Annotated in this window: 21 protein-coding genes and 2 pseudogenes; 16 read left to right on the top strand and 7 right to left on the bottom strand. The window is 67.9% G+C overall.

From position 1 onward, the window contains the following. The first annotated feature begins 54 nt into the window (after positions 1-54). The 6 genes from H7F30_RS02420 to H7F30_RS02395 all read left to right on the top strand — a co-directional run bounded on the left by H7F30_RS02420 (position 55) and on the right by H7F30_RS02395 (position 5,734). Positions 55-867: a hypothetical protein gene (locus H7F30_RS02420; protein ID WP_187036484.1), complete on the top strand. Its 813-nt coding sequence runs from the start codon at positions 55-57 to the stop codon at positions 865-867. 202 nt (positions 868-1,069) lie between these two features. Beyond that, complete coding sequence (locus tag H7F30_RS02415) at positions 1,070-2,548, top strand: amidase (RefSeq protein WP_187036482.1); 1,479 nt, start codon at positions 1,070-1,072, stop codon at positions 2,546-2,548. Between the two features lie 46 nt (positions 2,549-2,594). Beyond that, positions 2,595-2,759 (top strand): hypothetical protein, encoded by a 165-nt coding sequence (locus tag H7F30_RS02410; RefSeq protein ID WP_156170145.1) that lies wholly within the window; start codon positions 2,595-2,597, stop codon positions 2,757-2,759. 49 nt (positions 2,760-2,808) lie between these two features. Then, positions 2,809-3,660 carry a CPBP family intramembrane glutamic endopeptidase gene (locus H7F30_RS02405; RefSeq protein WP_370562854.1) on the top strand — a complete coding sequence of 284 codons (852 nt, stop codon included), beginning with the start codon at positions 2,809-2,811 and terminating at the stop codon, positions 3,658-3,660. Positions 3,661-3,741: 81 nt separating this feature from the next. Next, positions 3,742-5,220, top strand: a complete 1,479-nt coding sequence (locus H7F30_RS02400) for a long-chain fatty acid--CoA ligase (RefSeq protein ID WP_118913860.1) — start codon at positions 3,742-3,744, stop codon at positions 5,218-5,220. Positions 5,221-5,296: 76 nt separating this feature from the next. Continuing rightward, positions 5,297-5,734, top strand: coding sequence for a MarR family winged helix-turn-helix transcriptional regulator (locus tag H7F30_RS02395; protein ID WP_187036478.1), 438 nt, complete (start codon positions 5,297-5,299; stop codon positions 5,732-5,734). 85 nt (positions 5,735-5,819) lie between these two features. Here H7F30_RS02395 and ppk2 read toward each other — a convergent pair whose 3' ends face one another. Further along, positions 5,820-6,845 carry a polyphosphate kinase 2 gene (gene ppk2, locus H7F30_RS02390; protein WP_047310786.1) on the bottom strand — a complete coding sequence of 342 codons (1,026 nt, stop codon included), beginning with the start codon at positions 6,843-6,845 and terminating at the stop codon, positions 5,820-5,822. A 146-nt stretch (positions 6,846-6,991) separates the two neighbouring features. Here ppk2 and H7F30_RS02385 point away from each other — a divergent pair, with 146 nt between their 5' ends. The 3 genes from H7F30_RS02385 (at position 6,992) to H7F30_RS02375 (ending at position 9,967) form a co-directional block, all read left to right on the top strand. Continuing rightward, positions 6,992-8,119, top strand: coding sequence for an App1 family protein (locus H7F30_RS02385; RefSeq protein ID WP_047310785.1), 1,128 nt, complete (start codon positions 6,992-6,994; stop codon positions 8,117-8,119). After that, the gene (locus tag H7F30_RS02380) at positions 8,112-8,972 is read left to right on the top strand and encodes an Fpg/Nei family DNA glycosylase (protein ID WP_047310784.1); all 861 of its coding nucleotides are present in this window, start codon (positions 8,112-8,114) and stop codon (positions 8,970-8,972) included. The genes H7F30_RS02385 and H7F30_RS02380 overlap by 8 nt, the downstream gene beginning before the upstream one ends. A gap of 98 nt (positions 8,973-9,070) precedes the next feature. Next, positions 9,071-9,967, top strand: a complete 897-nt coding sequence (locus tag H7F30_RS02375) for a M15 family metallopeptidase (RefSeq protein WP_187036476.1) — start codon at positions 9,071-9,073, stop codon at positions 9,965-9,967. A gap of 130 nt (positions 9,968-10,097) precedes the next feature. Here H7F30_RS02375 and lepB read toward each other — a convergent pair whose 3' ends face one another. Continuing rightward, positions 10,098-10,763, bottom strand: a complete 666-nt coding sequence (gene lepB / locus H7F30_RS02370) for a signal peptidase I (RefSeq protein ID WP_187036475.1) — start codon at positions 10,761-10,763, stop codon at positions 10,098-10,100. Positions 10,764-10,987: 224 nt separating this feature from the next. Continuing rightward, positions 10,988-11,305 carry a rhodanese-like domain-containing protein gene (locus H7F30_RS02365; RefSeq protein WP_129666390.1) on the bottom strand — a complete coding sequence of 106 codons (318 nt, stop codon included), beginning with the start codon at positions 11,303-11,305 and terminating at the stop codon, positions 10,988-10,990. 1,019 nt (positions 11,306-12,324) lie between these two features. Here H7F30_RS02365 and pdxY point away from each other — a divergent pair. Further along, a complete protein-coding gene (gene pdxY / locus H7F30_RS02360; protein ID WP_047311190.1) occupies positions 12,325-13,173 on the top strand; it encodes a pyridoxal kinase PdxY in 849 nt (282 codons plus the stop codon). 50 nt (positions 13,174-13,223) lie between these two features. Here the strand turns inward: pdxY and H7F30_RS02355 are convergent, their stop codons facing one another. Genes H7F30_RS02355 through H7F30_RS02340 form a run of 4 tightly spaced genes read right to left on the bottom strand, consistent with a single transcriptional unit; the run spans position 13,224 to position 17,858 of the window. Further along, the gene (locus tag H7F30_RS02355) at positions 13,224-13,862 is read right to left on the bottom strand and encodes an LUD domain-containing protein (RefSeq protein ID WP_187036473.1); all 639 of its coding nucleotides are present in this window, start codon (positions 13,860-13,862) and stop codon (positions 13,224-13,226) included. Next, positions 13,859-15,361: a LutB/LldF family L-lactate oxidation iron-sulfur protein gene (locus H7F30_RS02350; RefSeq protein ID WP_187036471.1), complete on the bottom strand. Its 1,503-nt coding sequence runs from the start codon at positions 15,359-15,361 to the stop codon at positions 13,859-13,861. Before H7F30_RS02350 ends, H7F30_RS02355 begins: the two co-directional genes overlap by 4 nt. Continuing rightward, positions 15,358-16,161 carry a (Fe-S)-binding protein gene (locus tag H7F30_RS02345; RefSeq protein ID WP_118913845.1) on the bottom strand — a complete coding sequence of 268 codons (804 nt, stop codon included), beginning with the start codon at positions 16,159-16,161 and terminating at the stop codon, positions 15,358-15,360. Before H7F30_RS02345 ends, H7F30_RS02350 begins: the two co-directional genes overlap by 4 nt. A gap of 20 nt (positions 16,162-16,181) precedes the next feature. Next, the gene (locus H7F30_RS02340) at positions 16,182-17,858 is read right to left on the bottom strand and encodes an L-lactate permease (RefSeq protein ID WP_187036469.1); all 1,677 of its coding nucleotides are present in this window, start codon (positions 17,856-17,858) and stop codon (positions 16,182-16,184) included. 221 nt (positions 17,859-18,079) lie between these two features. Between H7F30_RS02340 and H7F30_RS02335 the strand changes: the two genes are divergently transcribed. The 6 genes and pseudogenes from H7F30_RS02335 to H7F30_RS02315 all read left to right on the top strand — a co-directional run bounded on the left by H7F30_RS02335 (position 18,080) and on the right by H7F30_RS02315 (position 22,138). Next, positions 18,080-18,802 (top strand): FadR/GntR family transcriptional regulator, encoded by a 723-nt coding sequence (locus H7F30_RS02335; protein WP_187036467.1) that lies wholly within the window; start codon positions 18,080-18,082, stop codon positions 18,800-18,802. A gap of 111 nt (positions 18,803-18,913) precedes the next feature. Beyond that, positions 18,914-20,155 (top strand): ATP-binding protein, encoded by a 1,242-nt coding sequence (locus H7F30_RS02330; protein ID WP_187036466.1) that lies wholly within the window; start codon positions 18,914-18,916, stop codon positions 20,153-20,155. 25 nt (positions 20,156-20,180) lie between these two features. Beyond that, a pseudogene (locus H7F30_RS15040) lies at positions 20,181-20,381 on the top strand (amidohydrolase family protein); the annotation flags it as partial. 41 nt (positions 20,382-20,422) lie between these two features. After that, positions 20,423-20,926: pseudogene (locus tag H7F30_RS14840) on the top strand (amidohydrolase family protein); the annotation flags it as partial. Between the two features lie 133 nt (positions 20,927-21,059). Further along, positions 21,060-21,458, top strand: coding sequence for a nuclear transport factor 2 family protein (locus tag H7F30_RS02320; protein ID WP_187036464.1), 399 nt, complete (start codon positions 21,060-21,062; stop codon positions 21,456-21,458). A 332-nt stretch (positions 21,459-21,790) separates the two neighbouring features. Next, complete coding sequence (locus H7F30_RS02315; protein ID WP_187036463.1) at positions 21,791-22,138, top strand: hypothetical protein; 348 nt, start codon at positions 21,791-21,793, stop codon at positions 22,136-22,138.

Below are 22,138 nucleotides of genomic sequence, written 5' to 3'. Positions count from 1 at the left end.
GGCTTCCTCGTCAGGAGGCCGCCTCTCCTGTGTGCGAAAGGCGTTGATGGCTTCATGTTCGAGATGGGGTTCGTCTGTGTGCCCGAACAGCTCGACGACCTTCTGTCTAGCTGGTGCGAGGTTGCCAGTGCTGAGGGGTTCGACTTCTTCCCGGCGCGGGCTGGGGAGTTAGAGCCACTTCGGACACGTGTCGGCGATGCCGAAAGCCTCCTGTCCCAGGTCCGAGAAGCGAGCTCGGGCTCTCTCTTCTTGGAGCTCGCGGGTGGAGGTGTGGCACACGTTTCCTTCCCCGAGACCTTCACAGAGGATGTGGAGTTCGACGACCCGTTCGACACGGACTTCGCTGACGACGAGGAATACGAAGACGCACCGGTTCTGGACCCTGGACCGCCGGTTGCCGTGTTTCAGGTAGGACTTCGGGCGGACCTCTCGGAACGACACAAGCGCGCCTTCATGGAAACGTGCCGGAACTCGGAAGCCGTCTTCGGTCAGATCACCGCTGCTCCGCCGTACGGGTTCGGAGCAGCCACAGGCCCAGAGATCGCCGCGTCCTGGTGCCCGCCTACGGTCTCGTGGTCGACGTGGGTGGGGCTTCCACCGGACGGTCCGTGGACAAGTCGCCGAGAACTCGTTTGGTTGGGAAAGGAGTACGTGGAAGTCATCGTCGACACGACGGCCCCTCCCGGTGCGGTGACCTCGTCTCGGGAAGGCGTCCTGCTCGATCGTGCAGCGTGCGAGGAGCCGTCACGCGGACTTTCGCTCGAGGGACTCTTCAGCCCGGAGTGCTTCCTCACCGTCCATCACGACCCGGATGGCGTCCTGCCGAATGTCAGCAGAGCGGGGTGGGTCCCGCAGTTCGGCTCGTGACGAGACGGCCCTCAGAGGACGAGATTCGCTCGGGGCGGGGGTGGGGCCCTCGTCGAGCCGGCGCTCGTCGAGTGGCTACGCAAAAGTAGGTTTCTTGATCAGAAGTGCCCGCTCAACGGGCCCGGACGCGCGAGACTGGGGTTCTTGGGCGGCCCACTCGGGCTACCGCGACCACCAGCCGACTCTGTGCAAGGGGACGACGATGACGACGCAGGCAGACACGAGCAAGACGACGGCGAAGCGCGTGCACGCGTTCGGTGACGACGCGCTCGGGACGCACGACGCCACGGGGCTGGCCGCCGCCATCGCGGCCGGCGAGGTGAGCGCGAGCGAAGCTGTCGAAGCCGCGTTGGCACGTGTCGAAAAGGTCGACGGCGTCCTCAACGCCCTCGAGTTCCTCGACGCGAAGCGGGCCCGTCAGCGCGCCGGCCGCATCGACTCCGGCCTGAGCGGCGGCGTTCACGACAAGCACGGCGCAGGCCTGCGCGGCGTGCCGAGCGCGTTCAAGGACAACATCGTCGTCGCGGGCGTGCCCATGACGCAGGGCTCCCAGGCGATGCCGCGCGTGAGCAACCGCCGCAGCGGCAAGGTCGCCACGCAGATGCTCGCCACCGGACTCGTGCCGATCGGCACCACGACGATGCCCCCCTTCGGCTGGACGGCGACAACGGAGCGTCCGGGCGACGACGTCACCCGCAACCCGTGGGACACGAGCCGCTCCTCGGGCGGTTCGTCCGGTGGCGCCGCGGCCCTCGTCGCGTCGGGTGCCCTGCCGATCGCGCACGGCAACGACGGTGGTGGCTCCATCCGCATTCCTGCCGCGGCCTGTGGCCTCGTCGGACTCAAGCCGACGCGACGACGCCTCGTGCTCGGCGAAAGCGCGGCGTCCATGCCGGTCAAGATCGTCGCCGACTCGGTTCTCACCCGCACCGTGCGCGACACGGTGACCTTCTTCGAGGAGGCCGAGCGGGTGCGCCGCAACCGCAAGCTGCCCGCCATCGGCGTCAGCGCGAACCCCGAGCTGGAGCGTCCGCTGCACGTGGGCGTCATGGTCGACAGCCCCTTCGCGCCGCCGTCGGACGCCGACACGCGCGCTGCCGTCGAGGGCGCCGCGAAGCTGCTCGGCGAGCTCGGTCACCACGTCGAGGAGTGGGAGCCGAACATCCCGGCGAGCTTCCAGGAGGACTTCCTCGACTACTGGGCCTTCCTCGCGTACAACACGGCAGCGGGCGGAAAGCGCCTGTTCCACAAGGATTTCGACGCGAGCAAGCTCGACCCGTTCACGCTCGGGCTTGCACGCCGCGGCAAGCGTCGCCTCGCGCACGCACCCGTCTTCCTCTCGCGCCTGCAGGCGAGCAGCAAGGTTTACGACCGACAGATGGCCAAGGGCCCGGACGTCGTCCTGTCGCCGGTGCTCGGGCACATCACGCCGGAGATCGGGCACCTCGCGGGCGACCTCGACTTCGAGACGCACATGGAGCGCGTACTCAAGTACTGCTGCTTCACCCCGCTGCACAACGCGACGGGCGCCCCGGCCATCAGCCTCCCGCTCGGCGCGACGGCCGACGGTCTTCCCGTGGGCGTCATGGTGTCCGGGCGAGGCGGTGGCGAGAACACCCTGCTGCGTCTCGCGCTGCAGGTCGAGAAGGCGCAGCCGTTCCGCCGCCTCGACACCGTCTGACCACTCACCGGCCCGCCCTGTCGGGGGCGCCTGCAAGGATGACGCCATGAGCGACGACTTCGACAACGACCCGTACGACGAAGCGCCCGTCCACCAGCTCGACGAGGACGGCGACGTCGACTTCGACGAGGGCGTCGGCCCCGACGTCGACGGTGACGAGCTTCCCGACGACACGAGCCGCACCGCGAGCGATGAGTCCGACGGACGCTGACCCCGCGCGCCCCGATGGCACTCTCGAAAGCGATCTCGAGAGTGCTGCTGTGACGACCCCCGACTCGCTCGCACAGACGAAGGGCCGGGGCGTTCGTTGGCCCGGGTCCGTGCTGGCCGTTCCACCGTTGCGTCCCCGTGCGGCGCTCACCCGACGTCAGGTGCTCACCGAGACCTGGCTCGTTCTCCTCGTGAGCCTCGGTGCAAGCGCCATCTGGTCGACCATCTCGCTGCTGCGCAAGGCGCTCGAGGCCCGCGCCGTCGGCACGTCGCTCAGCACGAAAACCTCGACGCTCAACGCGTCCCGCTCGTCGCTCGAGTGGCTCGACGCCCTCAGCCAGTTCATCGGCATTGCGCTCGCCCTCGTACCGGCGGCGCTCGCCGCCCACCTCCTCGGGCGTTCGATGCGCAACCCGCTGGGGTTCATCGGCCTCGACGGCACGCGCAAAGGCCCCGACGCGGTGCTCGGCGCGCTGCTCGTCGCCGTCATCGGTTTGCCCGGCCTTGCGCTGTACCTCGGCGCCCGTGCTGCGGGCCTCAACACGACCGTCGTCGCGTCGGGCCTCTCCGATCACTGGTGGGTCGTGCCCGTCCTCGTCCTCGCGGCTGTGCAGAACGCGCTGCTCGAAGAGGTCGTCATGGTGGGCTACCTCTTCACGCGGTGGTCGCAGGCGGGGTGGGGGCGCACGAAGGTCATCGTGGTCAGTGCGCTCATCCGCGGTGGGTACCACCTCTACCAAGGCATCGGCGGGTTCGTCGGCAACGTCGTCATGGGCCTGATCTTCGGGTGGCTCTACACCCGCACGCGCCGTGTCATGCCGCTCGTCGTGGCCCACACGATCCTCGACATCGTCTCGTTCGTCGGGTACGCGCTGCTCAAGCCACACGTCTCCTGGCTCTGACCCGTTTCGCTCCGCGAACAGACGGTACGAACCTCTATTGATCATTGCTCAATACGGCGCGAAGTGACTAGGCTCACGTTCATGACGAACCTCGCTGACAACCTCGTGCGCACGGCGCAGAAGCTGCCCGACGGGGCCGCCATCAAGCTCGACGACTTCACCCTCACCTGGCACCAGCTCGATGACGCCACGCAGCGCGTCGTCACCTTCCTGCGCGACCACGGCATCGAGCCCGGTGACCGCGTCGCGCTGAGCCTGGCGAACGTCCCCGCCTTCCCCGTCATCGCCTACGGCGTGTGGCGTTCCGGTGCCGTCCTCGTGCCGATGAACCCGCTGTTCATGGCGCGCGAGGTCGAGTACTACCTCGAGGACGCGGGAGTGAAGCTCGTCTTCGGCATGGGCGGCGAATCGGCCAAGGGCGCGGCCAACAAGAACGTCGAGTACGTCGAGGTCGGTGCCGATCAGCTCCAGGGCGTCCTCGGTGCGCTCGAGCCGACGCCGGACGTCGTGGACCGCGCCGACGACGACACCGCCGTCATCCTCTACACCTCCGGCACGACCGGCCGCCCGAAGGGCGCCGAGCTCACGCACCGCTCGCTCGACATCAACCAGGAGGTCTCGGCTCGCACGCTCATGGCGATCACCTCCGACGACGTCATCATGGGCTGCCTGCCGCTGTTCCACGTCTTCGGCCTCACGTGCGGCCTCAACACCTCCGTCGCCACGGGCGCCACGCTCACGCTCATCCCGCGCTTCGACCCGAACAAGGCGCTCGACGTCGTCGGCCGCGACAAGGTGACGATCTTCCAGGGCGTGCCCACGATGTATCAGGCGATGCTCGCCGCGGCCGCGAACCGTGACGACTACGACATGTCGTCGCTGCGCACCTGCGCTTCGGGCGGTTCGGCGATGCCCGTCGAGGTGCTCAAGAAGTTCGAGCAGCGCTTCGAGGCGACGATCCTCGAGGGCTACGGCCTGAGCGAGACCTCGCCCGTGGCGTCGTTCAACCACCCGAACGCAGAGCGCAAGCCCGGTTCGATCGGTACGCCGATCGAAGGCGTCGAGATGATCGTCGCGGACAGCGACGGCAAGCCCGTTGCCCAGGGTGAGGTCGGCGAGATCGCCATTCGCGGCCACCTGCTCATGAAGGGCTACTGGAACCGCCCCGACGCCACGGCCGAGGCCATCCGCGACGGCTGGTTCTTCAGTGGCGACCTCGCCCACCAGGACGAGGACGGCTACTTCTTCATCGTCGACCGCGCCAAGGACATGATCATCCGCGGCGGGTACAACGTGTACCCGCGCGAGGTCGAGGAAGCGCTCTACGAGAACGAGGAGATCGCCGAGGTTGCCGTCGTCGGTGTGCCCGACGAGCACTACGGCGAGGAGATCGCAGCCTTCGTCGTGCGCACGCCGGGCTCGTCGCTCTCCGAGGACGACGTCAAGGAATTCGCGAAGGCCCGCGTCGCCGCCTACAAGTACCCGCGCACCGTCACGTTCATCGACGCGCTGCCGAAGGGCGCCACCGGCAAGATCCTCAAGCGCGAACTGCGCAGCTGACCCTCCACGCGAACGCCACCGTCGGACTCTCGAAGAGCCCTGCGGTGGCGTTCGCGTGCGAACTATCATGGACGGCATGACCAGTTCGCGTGGCGACCATCTCCTCCTCATCGTGGCCCGACTCAACCGATGGGCCACTCGCCAGGCCCAACTGCCTGCGCCGGCGGCCCAGCTGCGTCTGCTCTCCCTGATGAACGATCTCGGCCCGTCCCGCATCGGTGATCTGGCCGTTGCGGACAACTCCTCACAGCCGACGATGACGACGCAGGTGCAGCGCCTCGAGGCACTCGGCCTCGTCTCGCGCACCGCCGACACGCGTGACGCGCGCGCCACGCTCGTGTCGATGACGGAGGCGGGCCGCGAGGTGCTCATGGAAGCGCGCACAGCGCGTGCGGAGGTCGTCAGCCCGCTGCTCGAGGGGTTCACCGAGGACGAGCTGGAAACCCTCGACGCGGCCCTCGACATCCTCGACCGTGGCCTCACGGCACAGCGCAACAGCAACGGACGGCGCTGACACCGTCACGCATCACAGCACCACGACGCGGATCGGCCGCGGGCACGTAGTCCGCGACCGATCCGCGTTTCTGTGGCAGTGAGCCTCAGCTCTTGTCGCCCTGGGACGACGCCTCGTCGTCCGCAGCCTTGTCGGCAGCCGCCGTCGCCTTGGCCGCCTTCTCGGCGCTCACGGCAGCCTCGCGGACAGCCTTCTCCGCCTTCTCACGCGCGGCCTTGGCCGACTTCGACTTCGGCGCCATACCGGGCTTCGGCTTCTTGCCGCCGTTCGACCGGTCGGGGTAGCCGTGCTGGAAGCCGCCCTCACCCTCGTCGAGGATCTGCTTGGCCGAACCGACGATGAGCGGGTCGGGCTCGTGGATGAAGTCCGTGTTCTTGCCCGGGTAGTCGAGCGAGTCGAGCACGTAGCGCATCACCTCGACACGGGCGCGCTTCTTGTCGTTGCTCTTGATGACGGTCCACGGAGCCCACTCGGTGTCGGTGTGCTCGAACATGGCCTCCTTCGCCTCGGTGTAGGCGTCCCACTTGTCGAGGGAGGCGAGGTCGGTGGGCGACAGCTTCCACTGGCGCACCGGGTCGGTGCGGCGCTTCTCGAAGCGCGTGAGCTGCTCGGCCTTGCCGACGGAGAACCACAGCTTGCGCAGGTGGATGCCGGAGCCGACGAGCATGCGCTCGAACTCGGGCGCGGTGCGCATGAACTCGTCGTACTGCTCGTCGGTGCAGTAGCCCATGACGCGCTCGACGCCGGCGCGGTTGTACCAGGAGCGGTCGAAGAAGACGATCTCGCCCTTGGTGGGCAGGTGGGAGACGTAGCGCTGGAAGTACCACTGACCGAGTTCTTCCTCGGTGGGCTTGTTGAGCGCGACGGTGCGTGCACCACGGGGGTTGAGGTGCTCGTTGAACCGCTTGATCGACCCACCCTTTCCGGCGGCGTCACGCCCCTCGAAGATGAGGACGACCTTCTCGCCCGATTCCTTGACCCAGGCCTGCATCTTGAGCAGCTCGATCTGCATCTGGCGCTTGAGGTACTCGTACTCCGTGCGTGTCATCTTCACGTCGTACGGGTAGTTGTGCTGCCAGGTCTCGTCCTGCGTCTTGAACTTCTTTCCCATGTGACTATTGTCCGCCTTCGAGGCGCTTCCCGGAAGGGGTCGGGGGCATCGTTGGGACGTAGGTCCCCTTCCGTTCGCCTGCGCGTCGCGTTGGGGCCCATCGTGTCGTGGAGGGGGTCGTCAGACCGGCGTTCTACAGTGGGCCCATGGCGCGCCCCCACTTCGCCTCACGGGTCGAGGACAAGCTCAACAGCTCCGCCGCGTCCGTTCTCTCGCGGCGTGACTGGTCGACGCGCGTCTTTCCCTACGTCGGGTACGGCTCGGTCGATCCCGCGCTCGAAGGTCGCGACCCGTTGGAGCGCACCCCGAAGCCGTCGACGTCGCGCTGGCGCGCCTCGTCCGGCCCGAAGCGACGCATCCCCGAGGACGGCATCGCGCGCGTCCTCGGTCGGGTCGTGCTCGGCAAGGACGGGCAGCCGTCGGTGCCGACGGCGAGCGACGACTCCCTCGTCCGGCGCGGCTTCAAGGCGTTCTTCTCCGTGCCGGAGACCGAACGCGAGGTCACGGTGACGCTCGGGGACGCCACGGCGACGGGCCTCACCGATCGCGGCGGCTACTTCGAGGTCGAGGTCACCGGGCACGGCCTGCGTCACGGTTGGCACGACGCCCACGTCGAGTGCGACGGCGTCACCGCGGTGGCTCCGGTGCAGATCATCGGCGGGCACGTGCGCTTCGGCATCGTGAGCGACATCGACGACACGGCCCTCATCACGGCGCTTCCGCGCCCGCTCATCGCCGCGTGGAACACGTTCGTCGTCCGCGAGACCGTGCGCCGTGAGGTGCCGGGCATGGCCGCGTTCTACCGCTCGGTCCTCGCGCAGCACGAGGACGCGCCCGTCTTCTACCTCTCCACCGGCGCCTGGAACACGCAGCCGGTGCTCACCCGCTTCCTGCGCCGGCACGGATTCCCGCGCGGCACACTGCTGCTCACGGACTGGGGCCCGACGGAGACGTCCTGGTTCCGCTCGGGGCAGGCGCACAAGCGGCGCTGGCTGCGGCGCCTGGCCGCCGAGTTCCCGCACATCGAATGGCTGCTCGTCGGCGACGACGGCCAGCACGACCCGTCGATCTACGAGCAGTTCGCGCTGAGCTACCCCGATCACGTCGCGGGCGTCGCGATCCGGCAGCTGACGGTGGCGCAGCAGGTGCTCAGCCACGGTCACCCGCTCCAGATGGACGACGTCGTCGGCCGCGTGCCGGGTGTGCCGTGGTTCGAAGGTCCCAACGGATTCGTCCTGCACGGACACGTCTCGAAGGTGCTCGGTCATGCCTGAACTGCCCGAGGTGAGCGGCCTCGTCGGATTCCTCACCGAACGACTCGTCGGACGCGCCGTCGTCGGCGTCGAACTGGCGTCGTTCGCGGTGCTCAAGACGTTCGACCCTCCGCCGCAGGCGTTCGAGGGGCTCGTCGTCGACGCCGTGCACCGCCACGGCAAGTTCGTCGACATCGAGGCCTCGGGGCTGCACTTCGTCTTCCACCTCTCGCGAGCGGGGTGGCTGCGCTGGTCGGACAACCTCCCGACGACGACGCTGCGCCCCGGGAAGTCGCCCATCGCCGTGCGCGTGCGCCTCGACGACGGGGCCGGCTTCGACCTCACCGAAGCGGGTACGCAGAAGCGCCTCGCCGTCTACCTCGTGCGCGATGTCCAGGAGGTGCCCGGCGTCGCGAAGCTCGGCATCGACCCGCTGTCCGAGGAGTTCACCGAGGAGGCGTTCGCGGCCCTCGTCGCCGAACGACGCATGCAGATCAAGGGGCTGTTGCGCGACCAGTCGGAGATCGCCGGCGTCGGCAACGCCTACTCCGACGAGGTGCTCCACGTCGCCAAGCTGTCGCCGTTCGCCATGACGACGGCGCTCACGCCCGAGCAGGTCCACACCCTCTACGAGGCGCTGCGCACAACGCTCACCGACGCCGTCGCGGCGGCCTCGGGCAAGCCTGCGAAGGAACTCAAGGACGCCAAGCGCGCCGGCATGCGGGTGCACGGCCGGACAGGGGAGGCGTGCCCGGTGTGCGGCGACGTCGTCCGCGAGGTGTCGTTCGCCGACCGCTCGCTGCAGTACTGCGCGACGTGCCAGACGGGCGGCAAACCGCTCGCCGACCGGCGCATGAGCAAGCTGTTGAAATAACCCGAATCACACGATTTCACAGCACGACAAGGTGACACCGGCCTTCGGGGCTCGATACCGTTGAGGCCGCGAAGGGGCCGACAACGAAAGAAGCCACCATGAGTGACCTGACTCGCCGCGAGGCGATCGCAGGATCCGGTGCTGCCCTGGCTCTGGCGATGCTGGGTGCCGGAACGGCACAGGCCGCACGAAGCGACGAGAACGAACCGCACGTCGTCGGCCTGCCCGTGACGCCCGACCGCGTCGCCGTCGTGGCGCGGGTTGGCTCGGGTGAGGTCCTGAAGGCTTCGCAGGGAGCCGAGAGCCGCAGTCAGACGGCCGTGAAGGACATCGCCGTGCTCGGCCTCGCGGTGGCGAAGAACGCACGGTCGCGCGTCATCGTCGAGGTGGCCGACACGCGCCGCGCGATCGACGTCGACACTCGGGTCGAGGCACTGCGCACGTCGGAGTTGCGCATCGTCAACAAGCACGTGGCCCTCACCCACGAGGACAAGCCGGAGAAGCTCGCCGTCACGGGGGCCGTCGTCGTCGACGAGCGGCTGGAGCAGCCGATCACGCGCATGATCAAGGCGGCCAAGAAGGACAAGATCACCCTCGAGGCCGTCAGCGGTTACCGCTCGTTCGAGCACCAGGAAAGCCTCTACGCGAGCTACGAACGTCGCGACGGCCGCAAGGCCGCCGACACGTACTCGGCGCGCGCGGGCCACAGCGAGCACCAGCTCGGCCTGACGATCGACGTGCGCGGCGCCGACGCCGTGCACGAGCTGGAGGAGTCGTTCAAGGACACCCCCACGGGCAAGTGGGTGGCCGCCCACGCGCACGAGTTCGGCTTCGTCGTGCGCTACCAGGACGGCCAGGAGAAGACGACGGGCTACCGCGCCGAGCCGTGGCACCTGCGCTACGTCGGTGACGACGTCGCCCGCTTCCTCCACCAGCGCCGCGACATCAAGACGCTCGAGGAGCTCTTCGACCTGCCGGCCGCGCCCGGCTACTGACAGACCTTCGACAACGCCGCCGCTCGATACCGAGCGGCGGCATCGTCGTGTGCGGGTGGAGCCGGAGTTTCGGGGCCGCAGGGTTGACGATGCCCCCCGCGCCTTCGGCACAGGGGGCATCGCTCAGGGCTTACTCGGCGGCAGGCACCTTGGCGAAGGCCTCTTCCGCGTTGTGGCCACCGGAGACGTTGCTGATCGGCCAGACGACCGCGAGTCCCTTGCCGGTGATGTCGGAGAGCGGCACGCTGCCGAGCTTGCCGGTGCCGTCGTCGTGGAACCGGCTGTCGGCGGAGTCGCTGCGGTTGTCGCCCATGACCCAGACCTTGTTGTCGGGCACCGTGATGGAGAACTTCTCGGCGCACGGCTGCACGCCGGACTTGAGGTAGGGCTCGTCGACCTCGACACCGTTGACCTTGAGTTTGTTGCCCAGGCCCTCGCACGAGACCTTGTCCCCACCGACGCCGACGACACGCTTGACGAGGTGGGAACCGCTCGCCGACAGGTGCGTCACCTCGGCGACCTTGCGGATCGCGCCGAACACGGCGTTTCCGCTCGGCACGGGCTGCGTCCAGTCGCCCGGGTCCTTGAAGACGACGACGTCTCCCCGCTTGACCTCGCCGAAACGCGGCGTGATCTTGTTGACGACAATGCGGTCGCCGATCTGCAGGGTGTTCTCCATCGACGCCGACGGGATGCGGAAGGGCTGCACGACGAACGTCGTGATGAGTGCCCAGATGGCCCACACGACCGCGACGAGGATGACGCGATCGCGCCAGAGCTTTGCTTTGCCTTCCATACGGGCCAGTATGCCGGTTCGGCCTGTGCGTTCCGTGGACGTCGGAGCGCGGCGCGCACCGACAATCGGTCCGTTTCGGCACCCTGGGTCGCTGGGCAGACTTTCCTGCCCCTGGGCCGTGTCTGCCTCGACCCCACCGCAGGGAACTCAGCCCAGCGCCCCTCGGGGACGCCGAACGGGCGGCAACCCTTCGTCAGGGTGCCGCCGCTCGGGGTGGTACGGGCTCAGATGATGGCTGCGTCGCCCGAGTCGGAGACGATCGTCTTGCCCTCGGCGTTCCACTGCTTCATGCCGCCCTCGACATTGGCGACGGCGCGGCCCTGGCCGGTGAGCCACTCGACGGCGCGGCCGCTGCGCGCGCCACTGCGGCACACGACCGGGAGGTCGCCGTCCACCTCGGGCAGCTCGTTCAGGCGGTTCGGCAGGTCACCGAGGGGGATGTGGATGGCGCGCGGCGCGTGACCGGCGTCGTACTCGTCCTGCTCGCGCACGTCGAGAACGACGGCGTCGTCAGCGATGTCCTTGGGGTTAACCGTGTTCATGCCTCCACCCTGCCATGTTCGCGCCGTCATCGGCAGGGGCGACCGCTGCGCAGAATTCACGCCCTGGGAGCGATGGTGGAGGTCTTCTTCGTGCGAGGCAAACTTCTTGCCAACTAAGTGGACTTCTACAGATACCTTGGTTGCGTTGAGGAAGTGGGCTCAGAAAACGTGAAGGGATGGCGAGTCGTGGGAGTCTTGGGTGCGTTCATAGTCATGGTGGCGACTGCTATGCAGAGTCAATTGGATGTGGCTGAGATCTGGGCATGATAGAGGGTGTCGAAAAAGATTGCGCCGGAGATGGTTGATCAAGCAATTCCCAAAGGCAAATGTTTTTCCCGAGGGAGGGGTACAAAAAAACCAGATAGGCACGCATGGATACCTGAAGATGTGAAAGTCAAGTTCGAGGAGCGTTCTAAGCGAGCGGCTGCTTGGATGGTGCCACTGCTGGGGGGGGGGGCACCTTGGTCTTCGCTTCCGAGGTCGAAAGTGCGCTCCCGCAGTGGGGTGTGTTTGTTGGACCGGTATGTCTGGTGGCAGCGCTCTGGGTGGGCGACCTATTTACCAAGTCAATTTCTCGGCCCGCAGAAGAGCGGTGCACTGAGGCGATCAAGGTAAAAATCCAATCTACTATGCGCAGCGTAAAGAAGAGATGGAAAGTAAGAAGTTTGCTGCGCGAATCAAGAGGGGCGCGGTTCGGATTCTTCGGCCTGTGACCTCTGCTTTCAGTTTGTTTCGTCGGTTCGTGAGAGAGGGCTCTGCGAAGCAGTGCGCGTAAAAGTTCGTGGCAACGTGTAGTTCCGGTTCTCACGCGCGACCCGCCTCTGGGTGGCCACTGCGGCTTTGCGCTCGTCCGGGGGATCGCCAGCTGTTGATGACCAAGGTGGCCCGGGGCGCTGCCCTCCTGTCGTCTCGTAGCTTGTGGTGCTGGTTTGAAGGTGGCACCTTCCGGTCGTGGCTGATTACTGCCTGAGCCCCGTGGCGCGTCGTCGACGAACGGCTTCCGATTTAGGGTGGCGGACGTGAACATCCTGTCGATCCAGTCGTCGGTTGCCTACGGCCATGCCGGAAACTCGTCCGCAGTCTTCCCGCTGCAGCGACTCGGGCACGAGGTGTGGCCGGTGTACACGGTGCACTTCTCCAACCACACGGGGTACGGCGAGTGGCGCGGCCCGGTGTTCGAACCGGAAACGGTGCGCGACGTCATCACCGGCATCGAGGAGCGGGGCGTCCTCGACCGCTGCGACGCGGTGCTCTCGGGCTACCAGGGTGGCGAGAAGGTCGGTGAGGTCATCCTCGACGCCGTTGCCCGCGTCAAGGCCGCCAACCCGAAGGCCCTGTACTGCGCCGACCCCGTCATGGGTGACGTCGGCCGGGGCTTCTACGTGCGCGAGGGCATCCCGGAGTTCATGCGCGACGTCGTCGTGCCGGCCGCAGACATCCTGACGCCCAATCAGTTCGAGCTCGAGTTCCTCGTCGGTCAGAGCGTCTCGAGCGTCGCCGACCTGCTCGCCGCCGCCGACGCGTTGCGTGCCAAGGGGCCGCAGGTCGTCCTCGTGACGTCGGTGCAGACCGACGAGACGCCGGCCGACTCCGTCCAGATGGCCGTCGTCGACGCCGAGGGTGCCTGGATCGTCACGACGCCGCTGCTGCCCATGTACGTCTCGGGCTCCGGCGACGCGACGGCCGCCATCTTCCTCGCGCGCTACATGACGTCCACGCCGGCCGAGGCACTCGCGGCCACGGCGTCGTCGATCTACGACGTCATGGAGCGCACGCACGCCGCAGGCTCGGGCGAGATCCTCCTCATCGAGGCGCAGGAGGCCATCGCGCACCCCGCGAGCGAGTTCGAAGTCACCCGGTTGCGCTGATTCTGTAGACGTTGCGCGCGCTATGTGACGCGCAACGTCTACAGAATCAGCTACTCCGTGACGATGACGTGCAGTGTCCTCGGGCCGTGCACGCCTTCGACACGGGAGAGCTCGATGTCGCTCGTCGCGCTCGGGCCGGAGATGAACGTCATCGGGCGACGTGACGTCGCTGCATCTCCCAGGCGCGTGATCGCCTCGGGCACGTCGGAGACCACCTGATCCGCGGCAACGACGCAGACGTGGATGTCCGGCACCAGGGAAAGCGCACGCCGGCCCTGGTCGTCGGCGTGGTCGAGCACGATGGTGCCCGTCTCCGCGACGCCCACCGCGCACGCGGTGACCACAGCGTCGATCTTGTTGAGTTGCAGCGGTGTGAGAGCAGAATCCTTGATCACCTCGACGCCGTCGAGTTGCGTCAGCCACGCGTCGTCGAGCCCGGGCGGGCGGACGAGCGACGTCGCGCCGTAGTGGGCGAGCGCCGCAGCAACGCGCGCCGGAACCTCGTCGGCCCCGCACCGCTCGACGACGGCGCGGTAGTCCTCCACGCGCTCGACGAAGCGGTCGAGCACCGGCTCGTCCATCGCCGTCGGGGCTCCGTAGGTCCACTCGACCGGAGCCTCGTCGGCCGCGCCCGAGACGTCGGAGAGCGCCTCGCGCACCCGAGCCAACACGACGTCACGGCTGCTCATCGCTTGCCCCCTCGTTCGCGGGCCCACCAGTCGCGGAACGACTCGGTCGGCAGCATCTTCACGTCACGCGCGTTCGTCCACCGCGACAGCGGCGGAGGCAGTGGCCCGAACGACTCCATGCGCCGCCCGAGCACACGCCCGGCCAGCCCGGACGACTTCGTCGCCATCGACCATCGACGGTGGTCGGCCATCATCCACGACGCACTCGCCATCATGGCGGCCTCGGCGTGCGGCATCGTGTCCTTCTTCTTCGCCTCGACGACGCGGTTGCGCTGGTGCACGAGCAGTTCCGCGAGCGGGATCTTGACGGGGCACACGTCGTTGCACGCGCCGCACAGGCTCGAGGCGAACGGTAGCGACCGGTCGATCGGGGACGAGGTGCCACGCAGCGCCGGCGTCAGGACAGCACCGATGGGGCCGGGGTAGACCGAGCCGTACGCGTTGCCGCCGACCTTCTCGTACACGGGGCAGACGTTGAGGCACGCCGAGCAGCGGATGCAGCGCAGCGCGTCGCGGCCGACCTCGTCGGCGAGGACGTCGGTGCGCCCGTTGTCGAGGAGGACGACGTGCATCTCCTGCGGGCCGTCGCCCTCGGCGGGGCCGCTCCACAGCGACGTGTACGGGTTCATCCGCTCCGCCGTCGAACTGCGCGGCAGGAGCTGGAGAAACACCTCGAGGTCGGCGAACGTCGGCAGGATCTTCTCGATGCCGACGATCGAGACGAGGGTGTCGGCGAGCGTCAGGCACATGCGCCCGTTGCCCTCCGACTCGACGACGGCGAGCGTCCCCGTCTCAGCGACGGCGAAGTTGGCTCCACTCACCGCCACCTTCGCGCGCAAAAACTTCTCGCGCAGGTGCTCGCGTGCCGCCCCTGCGAGATGCACTGGTTCGGTGTCGAGATCCGCGGGAGCAGCCTTGCCGTAGCGGCCCATCTCCTCGAGGAAGATCTCGCGTACCTCGGCGCGGTTGCGGTGGATGGCGGGTACGAGGAAGTGCGTCGGGCGATCGTGGCCCAGTTGCACGATGAGCTCGGCGAGGTCCGTCTCCCACGCCGCGATGCCGGCGTCCTCGAGGGCCTCGTTGAGTTCGATCTCCTGCGTGGCCATCGACTTGACCTTGACGACCTCACGGGGCGCGGCGACGGCGTCCTCGCGCGCGAGTCGCTCGTCGACGATCTCGCGGACGATGCGGTTCGCGTCGTCCGCGTCCGTCGCCCAGTGGACGTGGACACCGTTGCGTTGCAACGACTCCTCGAGTTGTAGGAGGTAGGTGTCGAGGTGACGCAGGGTGCGGTCCTTGATCTGCGCCCCGGCGACGCGCATCGCCTCCCAGTCGGCCTTCTCCGCGACGACGTTCGCGCGCTTGGTGCGGATCGTCGTCATGGCGTGATGGAGGTTCTTGCGCTGCACCGGATTTGCGAGCTGCACCGGCGCGGCCTTGGGGAACGGGGGTGAGTCGATGAGTTCGCCGGCGGGCGGCGCGGGCGTCAGGCGGGTCATGACAGGGCTCCTTCCACGTCGGGTTCGGCGGCGGCGAAGTCTTCCTCGCTGTGCGCGAGCAGTTCGGCGAGGTGGATTCCTCGCACCTGCGATCGCTGGCGCGACAGCATTCCCTGCACGTTCATGAGGCACGAGTTGTCGCCCATGACGACGTACTCGGCATCGGTGTCGGCGACGTGGCGGGCCTTGTCGGCCGTCATCGCCGTCGACACATCCGGGTTCTTCACGCTGAACGTTCCACCGAACCCGCAGCAGCGGTCGGCGTCGGGCAGCGTGACGAGTTCGATGCCCTTCACGTTGCGCAGCAACTCGTACGGGCGATCCCCCACCTTCGTGATGCGCAGCGAGTGGCACGTGGGGTGGTAGGTGACGCGGTGGGGGAAGTAGGCGCCCACGTCGGTGACACCGAGGACGTCGACGATGAGTTCCGTGAGGTCGTAGGTCTTCGCGGACGTCCGTGCGACGCGCGCCGCCAACTCGTCGTCACCCGAGCGTTCGGCGAGCATCGGGTGCTGGTCGCGGATGCTTCCCACGCACGAACCCGACGGGGCGACGATGTAGTCGTAGGGCTCGAAGGCGTCGAGGTACGTGCGGATGCTCGGCAGCGCCTCGTCGAAGTAGCCGGTGTTGGTGAACATCTGCCCACAGCACGTCTGCGCCGGAGGGAAGTCCACCTCGCATCCGAGCCGTTCGAGCAGCCGGACGACGGCCTTCGGCGTCTCGGGGAACATCACGTCGTTGACGCAGGTGGCGAAGAGGGCGACGCGTTTGCCCGCGCCGGGTAGGTCGTTCGTGGTCATCACGTCTCCTTGGTGGGAGGTCACGGGAGCATCCAGGAAAGAACCGGGGTGGACTGCAGGCCGACGAGGAGGCACAGCGCGGCCAGCATGCCGAGGCTCCACCAGATTACCCTACGGAGGATCGCCGATTCGTGGCCGACGAGCCCGACGGCGGTGGCCGCGATCGTGAGGTTCTGCGGCGAGACGAGCTTGCCGACGACGCCACCGGTCGTGTTCGCTGCGACGAGGAGCGTCGGGTCGATGCCGGCCTTCTGCGCGGCGGTCTGCTGGAGCGTCGCGAAGAGGGCGTTGGCGCTCGTGTCGGAGCCCGTTACGGCGGTGCCGAGCCAGCCGAGGATCGGCGAGAGGAAGGCGAACGCCGCGCCGGTTCCGGCGGCCCACGAGCCGATGGTGATCGTCTGGCCCGACTGGTTCATGACGTAGGCGAGGGCGAGCACGGCGGCGATCGTCAGGGCCGAGAAGCGCAGCTGGTGCAGCGTTTTGCCCATCTCCTTGACCACCTTGCCCGGTCCGACGCGGTAGACGATCGCGACGACGATCATCGTCAGGATGAGCAGTGTGCCCGGGCTCGAGAGCCACTGGAACTTGTAGATGGTGGTGCCGGAGACCTTGCCTGCCGCGGTGAGGATGTGGCCGTCGAGGCCGGGCCAGTGGATCTTGAGGTCGGTGCTCGCGAGGAAGTCGCTGAGCGGCTTCACGAGCTTCGCCGCGGCGAAGACCGCGATGACGAGCAGGTAGGGGAAGAGCGCCATGAAGAGTCGGCCGGCGGTCATGCGCCCGACCGGCTCCGCGTTGGGAGCCTCGACGGTCTGCGCGTCGGCGGGGAGCTTCGCGCGCTCCTCCTCGCGCTCGGCGGTGAGGCGAGCCGTGGCCTCCGCGGTGCCCTTGGGCTTCCACACGCGAAGGAACGCGACGGCGACGGCGAGGCCGACGAGCGAGGCGGCGATGTCGGTGAGTTCGACCGAGACGTACGACGCGCAGATCCACTGGGCAACCGCGAACGCGATGCCCGTGACGAGAGCGATGGGCCACGCGTCCCTGACGCCGCGGCGGCCGTCGGCGAGGATGAGGAGGAACAGCGGCACGAAGACGGCGATGACCGGCGTCTGGTGCCCGACGTAGGCGCCGATCTCCTGGTAGGGGATCTTCGTCAGGTCACCCGCGGTGATGATCGGGATGGCGATGGCGCCGAACGCGACGGGCGCCGTGTTGGCGACGAGGACGACCGTCGCGGCGCGCAGCGCGGAGAAGCCTGCGGCCACGAGCATGACGCCGGTGATGGCGACCGGAGCGCCGAACCCGGCGAGGGCCTCGAGCAGGCCGCCGAAGCAGAAGGCGATGAGCATGGCTTGGATGCGCGGGTCATCGCTGAGGATGTCGAAGACGGCCGCCAGATCCTTGAACCGGCCGCTGATGACGGTGACCTGGTAGAGCATGATCGCCGCGAAGACGATCCACACGATGGGGAAGAGGCCGTAGACGGCGCCCTGGCTCGCGGAGAGGAAGGCGAGCTTCGCGGGCATCCCGTACGCGGCGATGGCGACGACGAGCGCGACGGCCAGGCCGGCGAGGCCCGCCTGGTAGGCCTTCCAGCGCAGCACGCCGAGCGTGAGGAAGACGGTGAGCAGGGGCAACGTCGCGACGAGCGCGGAGCCCCACAGCGACCCGAGGGGCGCGAGGTCAGGGGTGTAGCTCATGGGAGTTCAGCCGTTTCAGGAGGCGCCACGCAGGCGAGAGGGGCCTGCACTTATTGGTCAGACCATTTGACGAATGTAGAGGTGAATGTGATCTACGTCAATGCTTTGACCATTTTGAGTGTGTCGATGGGCGGTCTGTGCTCGCGCTCGCGGAGTGCCTCGACGACGGAGGTAATCGGTAAGTCGCCCTAGGATGTGGCGAACATCGAGGAGGGTGGCCCATGCCGAACAAGCCGAAGGCTTTCGACATCGTGCGGGCGCACATCGAGGAGCGCATCCTCGACGGGTCGCTCGACATCGGCGACACCCTGGCCGCCGAGCGTGAGCTCGCCACGGAGTTCGGTGTCTCGCGAGGTGCGGTCCGTGAGGCCATCCGTGCGCTGGAGGCGCAGGGCGTCGTCGAGTCGTCCGTGGGAGCCGGGGCCACCGGCGGAACGCGCATCATCCGGGCGCGAACGCGCGCCCTGACGCGGTTGTTGCGCCTGCACGTGGCGCTCGCGGGCGGGCGGCTGCGCGAGGTCGTCGAGTTGCGTGTGGCGTTGGAGCGTTCGAGCGCGACGCTGGCCGCGGCGTCCGTGACGCCAGAGGCGCTGGAGACGATGAGGACGTTGCTCGCAGAAATGCGCGGGGAGGGCGTCGACATCGAAACGTTGGACCGACTGGACACCGACTTTCACGTCGCCATCGCGCGGGCGGCCGACAACACCCTCGTCACGGACCTGACGATCGCCGTGCGCGAGTCGCTGCGCGCCCCGATCCTCGTCGCCGAACAAGGTTTGAGCAGTGGGGAGTACGCCGATTTCCGCGGCATGCTCTGCGAGCAGCACGAGGGCATCTTCGCCGCACTCGAAGCAGGTGACGGCGAGGACGCCGCGCAGCGCATCGAGACGCACATCCGTGCCGCCTACAGCGCGCTGCCGGCGATGAAGACCGCGTCTGAGTAGTCGCTTCGGCAATGGTCGACAGCCGGAGGATCGGAGCCGAGCAGACGAGTGGTTGCCGCCACGCCGCGCAAATCTCAATCTTCGCCTAGAGCGCGCAATACGGTGGTGGGCATGGATCCGATTCGTAACCCGTACGCGCCCGGCGCCGGCCAGCGTCCGCCCGAGCTGGCGGGGCGTGAGGAGCAGATCAGCACGTTCGACGTCGTCGTCGCGCGCATCGCGAAGGGCCGCCCGGAGCGCTCGATCGTGCTCATCGGGCTGCGCGGCGTGGGCAAGACGGTACTGCTCAACACGCTGCGATCGGGTGCGGTGCGGGCGCACTGGGGCACCGGCAAGTTCGAAGCTCGCCCCGATCAGCGGCTGCGCCGGCCGCTCGCGAGTGCGCTGCACACTGCGGTTCGCGAACTCGGGCACCCGCAGGACGACGACGTCGATCACGTGCTCGGCGTCATCAAGAGCTTCGCGCAGCGCGACGTCGACCCGAAGGCGAAGCTGCGCGACCGCTGGAACCCGGGCATCGACGCCCCGGCTGTCACGGGGCGTGCCGACTCGGGTGACATCGAGATCGACCTCGTCGAACTGCTCACCGACGTCGGCGGCCTCGCGGCGGACGTCGGCAAGGGCGTCGCCATCTTCATCGACGAGATGCAGGATCTCGACCCGGAGGACGTCTCGGCGCTGTGCGCGGCGTGCCACGAGATGAGTCAGGCCTCTCTGCCCGTCATCGTCGTGGGGGCGGGGCTGCCGCATCTGCCGGCGGTGTTGTCGGCGTCGAAGTCGTACAGCGAACGTTTGTTCCGGTACGCGCGCATCGACCGGTTGCCGAAGGATGCGGCGTTCCGCGCGTTGCAGGGCCCGGCGCAGGAAGAGGACGCCGAGTTCGCCGACGACGCGCTCGAGGCGATGTACGCCGCGACCGGCGGCTACCCCTACTTCATCCAGGCGTACGGCGCGTGCGTGTGGGATCTCGCACCGGGGTCACCGATCACGGCGGACGACGTGAAGGTGGCGTTGCCGGAGGCCGAGGCCGAACTCGCCGTCGGGTTCTTCGGTTCGCGATACGAGCGTGCGACGCCGGGGGAGCGCGAGTATCTGCGTGCGATGGCCGACGCGGCCTCGGCGATCGCTGAGGCTGCGGCCGCGGACGAATCCGGGGAGACGCCCGGGCTCGACGACATCGAGTCGGTGCCGACGTCGAAGGTGGCCGAGGTGTTGGGGCGCAAGCCGCAGTCGCTCTCTCCGGCGCGGGACTCGCTCATGAAGAAGGGCTTGGTCTACTCGGGCGAGCGCGGGCGCATCGCGTTCACCGTGCCCCACTTCGGGCGCTACCTGCGCAGCGTGGCGGCCGATTAGGACGATGGGTTGAGCGGGCCCGTCGCTGACCGACCCGAAGGCCGCGGCCGACGCCGCCCGACGGGTGAACGACGAGTACGCGCGCCTCATGGCCGAGCACCCCGGCCGCTTCCTCGCCTACGCCGCCCTGCCGCTGCCGCACGCCGACGAGGCGATCGCCGAGCTCAAGCGTGTCCTCGACCAGCCGGGCTTCGTCGGCGTCTCGTTCGCGACGTTCTTCCCCGACGGCATGTCGCTGACCGATGACAGCCTCACCCCGTCTGGGAGGCGCTCGACGAGCGAGGCACCGTCGTCAACATCCACCCGACGGGCAGCGGGCTCAGCTCGCCGCAGATCACCGGCTTCAACCTTGAGTGGGTCAACGGCGCGCTCCTCGAGGACGGCACGGCCACGCTGCAGCTGCTCAAGAAGGACCTGCCGCACCGCTACCCGAACATCACGTTCCACGTCGCGCACCTCGGCGGCGACCTGCCGTTCATGACGCAGCGCCTCGAGGACAACTACCCCGATTGGGGCGCGTTCGAGCGCTCACCGCACGAGTCGCTGCGGAAGATGTACTTCGACGCTGCCAACTTCTTCGAGCCCTCGCTGCGCCTGGCCGCCGAGGTGTACGGCCCGCAACAGGTGCTCGCTGGCTCGGACATCCCGTACTTCCAGGAGGAGAAGTACGTACGCGCGTTCGACTACATCCGCACGAGCAAGCTGACCGACGACGAGAAGGACGGCGTGCTCAGCGCCAACGCGAAGGCGCTGTACGGGCTGGACGACTGACGCCCTCGTCCCGGCCAGGCTGGATGGTGGGTTTGGCTGAAGATGGCAGCGATATCCGTCGCATCTTCAGCCAAACCCACCATCTCTGGGCGCTCGCAGTAGGGTCGAAGCCACCCGAACACCAGGAGTGAGCATGTCGTTCCGTGACGCAGTCGACGCCAAGGACATGGACGCGGTCGAGGCGATGCTCGCCGACGACGTCGTCTTCAAAAGCCCCGTCGCGCACAAGCCGTACGAGGGCAAGGCGATCACTGGCGCCATCCTTCGCGCCGTCGCCGAGGTCTTCGAAGACCTCACGTACGTCCGGGAGATCCGCGACCCGAACGGCGTCAACGACGCCTTCATGTTCGAGGCCAAGGTGAACGGACTCGACATCACCGGCTGCGACTTCCTCGTCTACAACGACGCCGGCAAGATCGTCGAGTTCATGGTGATGGTGCGCCCGCTCAGGGCCGCTCACGCCCTCGCCGAGCGCATGGGTGAGCGCTTCGGCCAGGTCATGGAGGACGCGCAGCGCGCGCAACAGGCCTGACGCCCGGCGGGGCGCCTCGTCGCTTGACGCCGTCGGCGCCCATCGCTTGACGCAGTTCGGTGCACCTGACGCAGTCTGAGCACGCTCGAACTGCGTCAGGTGCACCGAAGTGCGTCAGGTGTGAAACCTGACGCAGCCGAGGCGTGGGCAGCTGCGGTGACGACTCGCGGGTAGTCCCTACCATCAGGCATCCGCCGTCGCCGAGGAGCCGCACGTGACCAGCACCCGCCGTCACCCCGCCTGGGGTGTCGCCTGGGTGACGGCTGGCTGACCGACCGCTACACCCGCGCATTCTTCTCGCGATCTACTACGTCACGCGCGGCATCTCGCTTGTGTTCATCAACGGCTTGCTCGGCCCGAGCGTCGACATGCCCATGTGGGCGTTCGTCGTCTTCTACGGCCTCGACTGGACGGCGACGGTGCCGCCCACCGTCGAGCTGTGTCGCCGTCACTTCGGGCTGCACGCGTCCGGCGTCGTCTTCGGCTGGATCTACGCGTCGCACATGATCGGCGCCGGAATCGGCGCGAGCGTCTCGGGCGCGCTGCGCTCGGGAGCTGCCTCGTACGCGTCCGCGTGGCTGCTCACGGCCGGCCTGTGTCTCGTCGCCGGGGTGCTGCCGATGACGATGAAACGCGGCCCCAAGGCCCACGACGACGACCAGATCGCCGTCCCCCTCTGA

Source organism: Dermacoccus sp. PAMC28757, assembly GCF_014302635.1.
Classification (GTDB): Bacteria; Actinomycetota; Actinomycetes; order Actinomycetales; family Dermatophilaceae; genus Dermacoccus; species Dermacoccus abyssi.
Note: the sequence above shows the minus strand (reverse complement) of the source record. Positions and strands in the feature narration are given on the sequence as shown.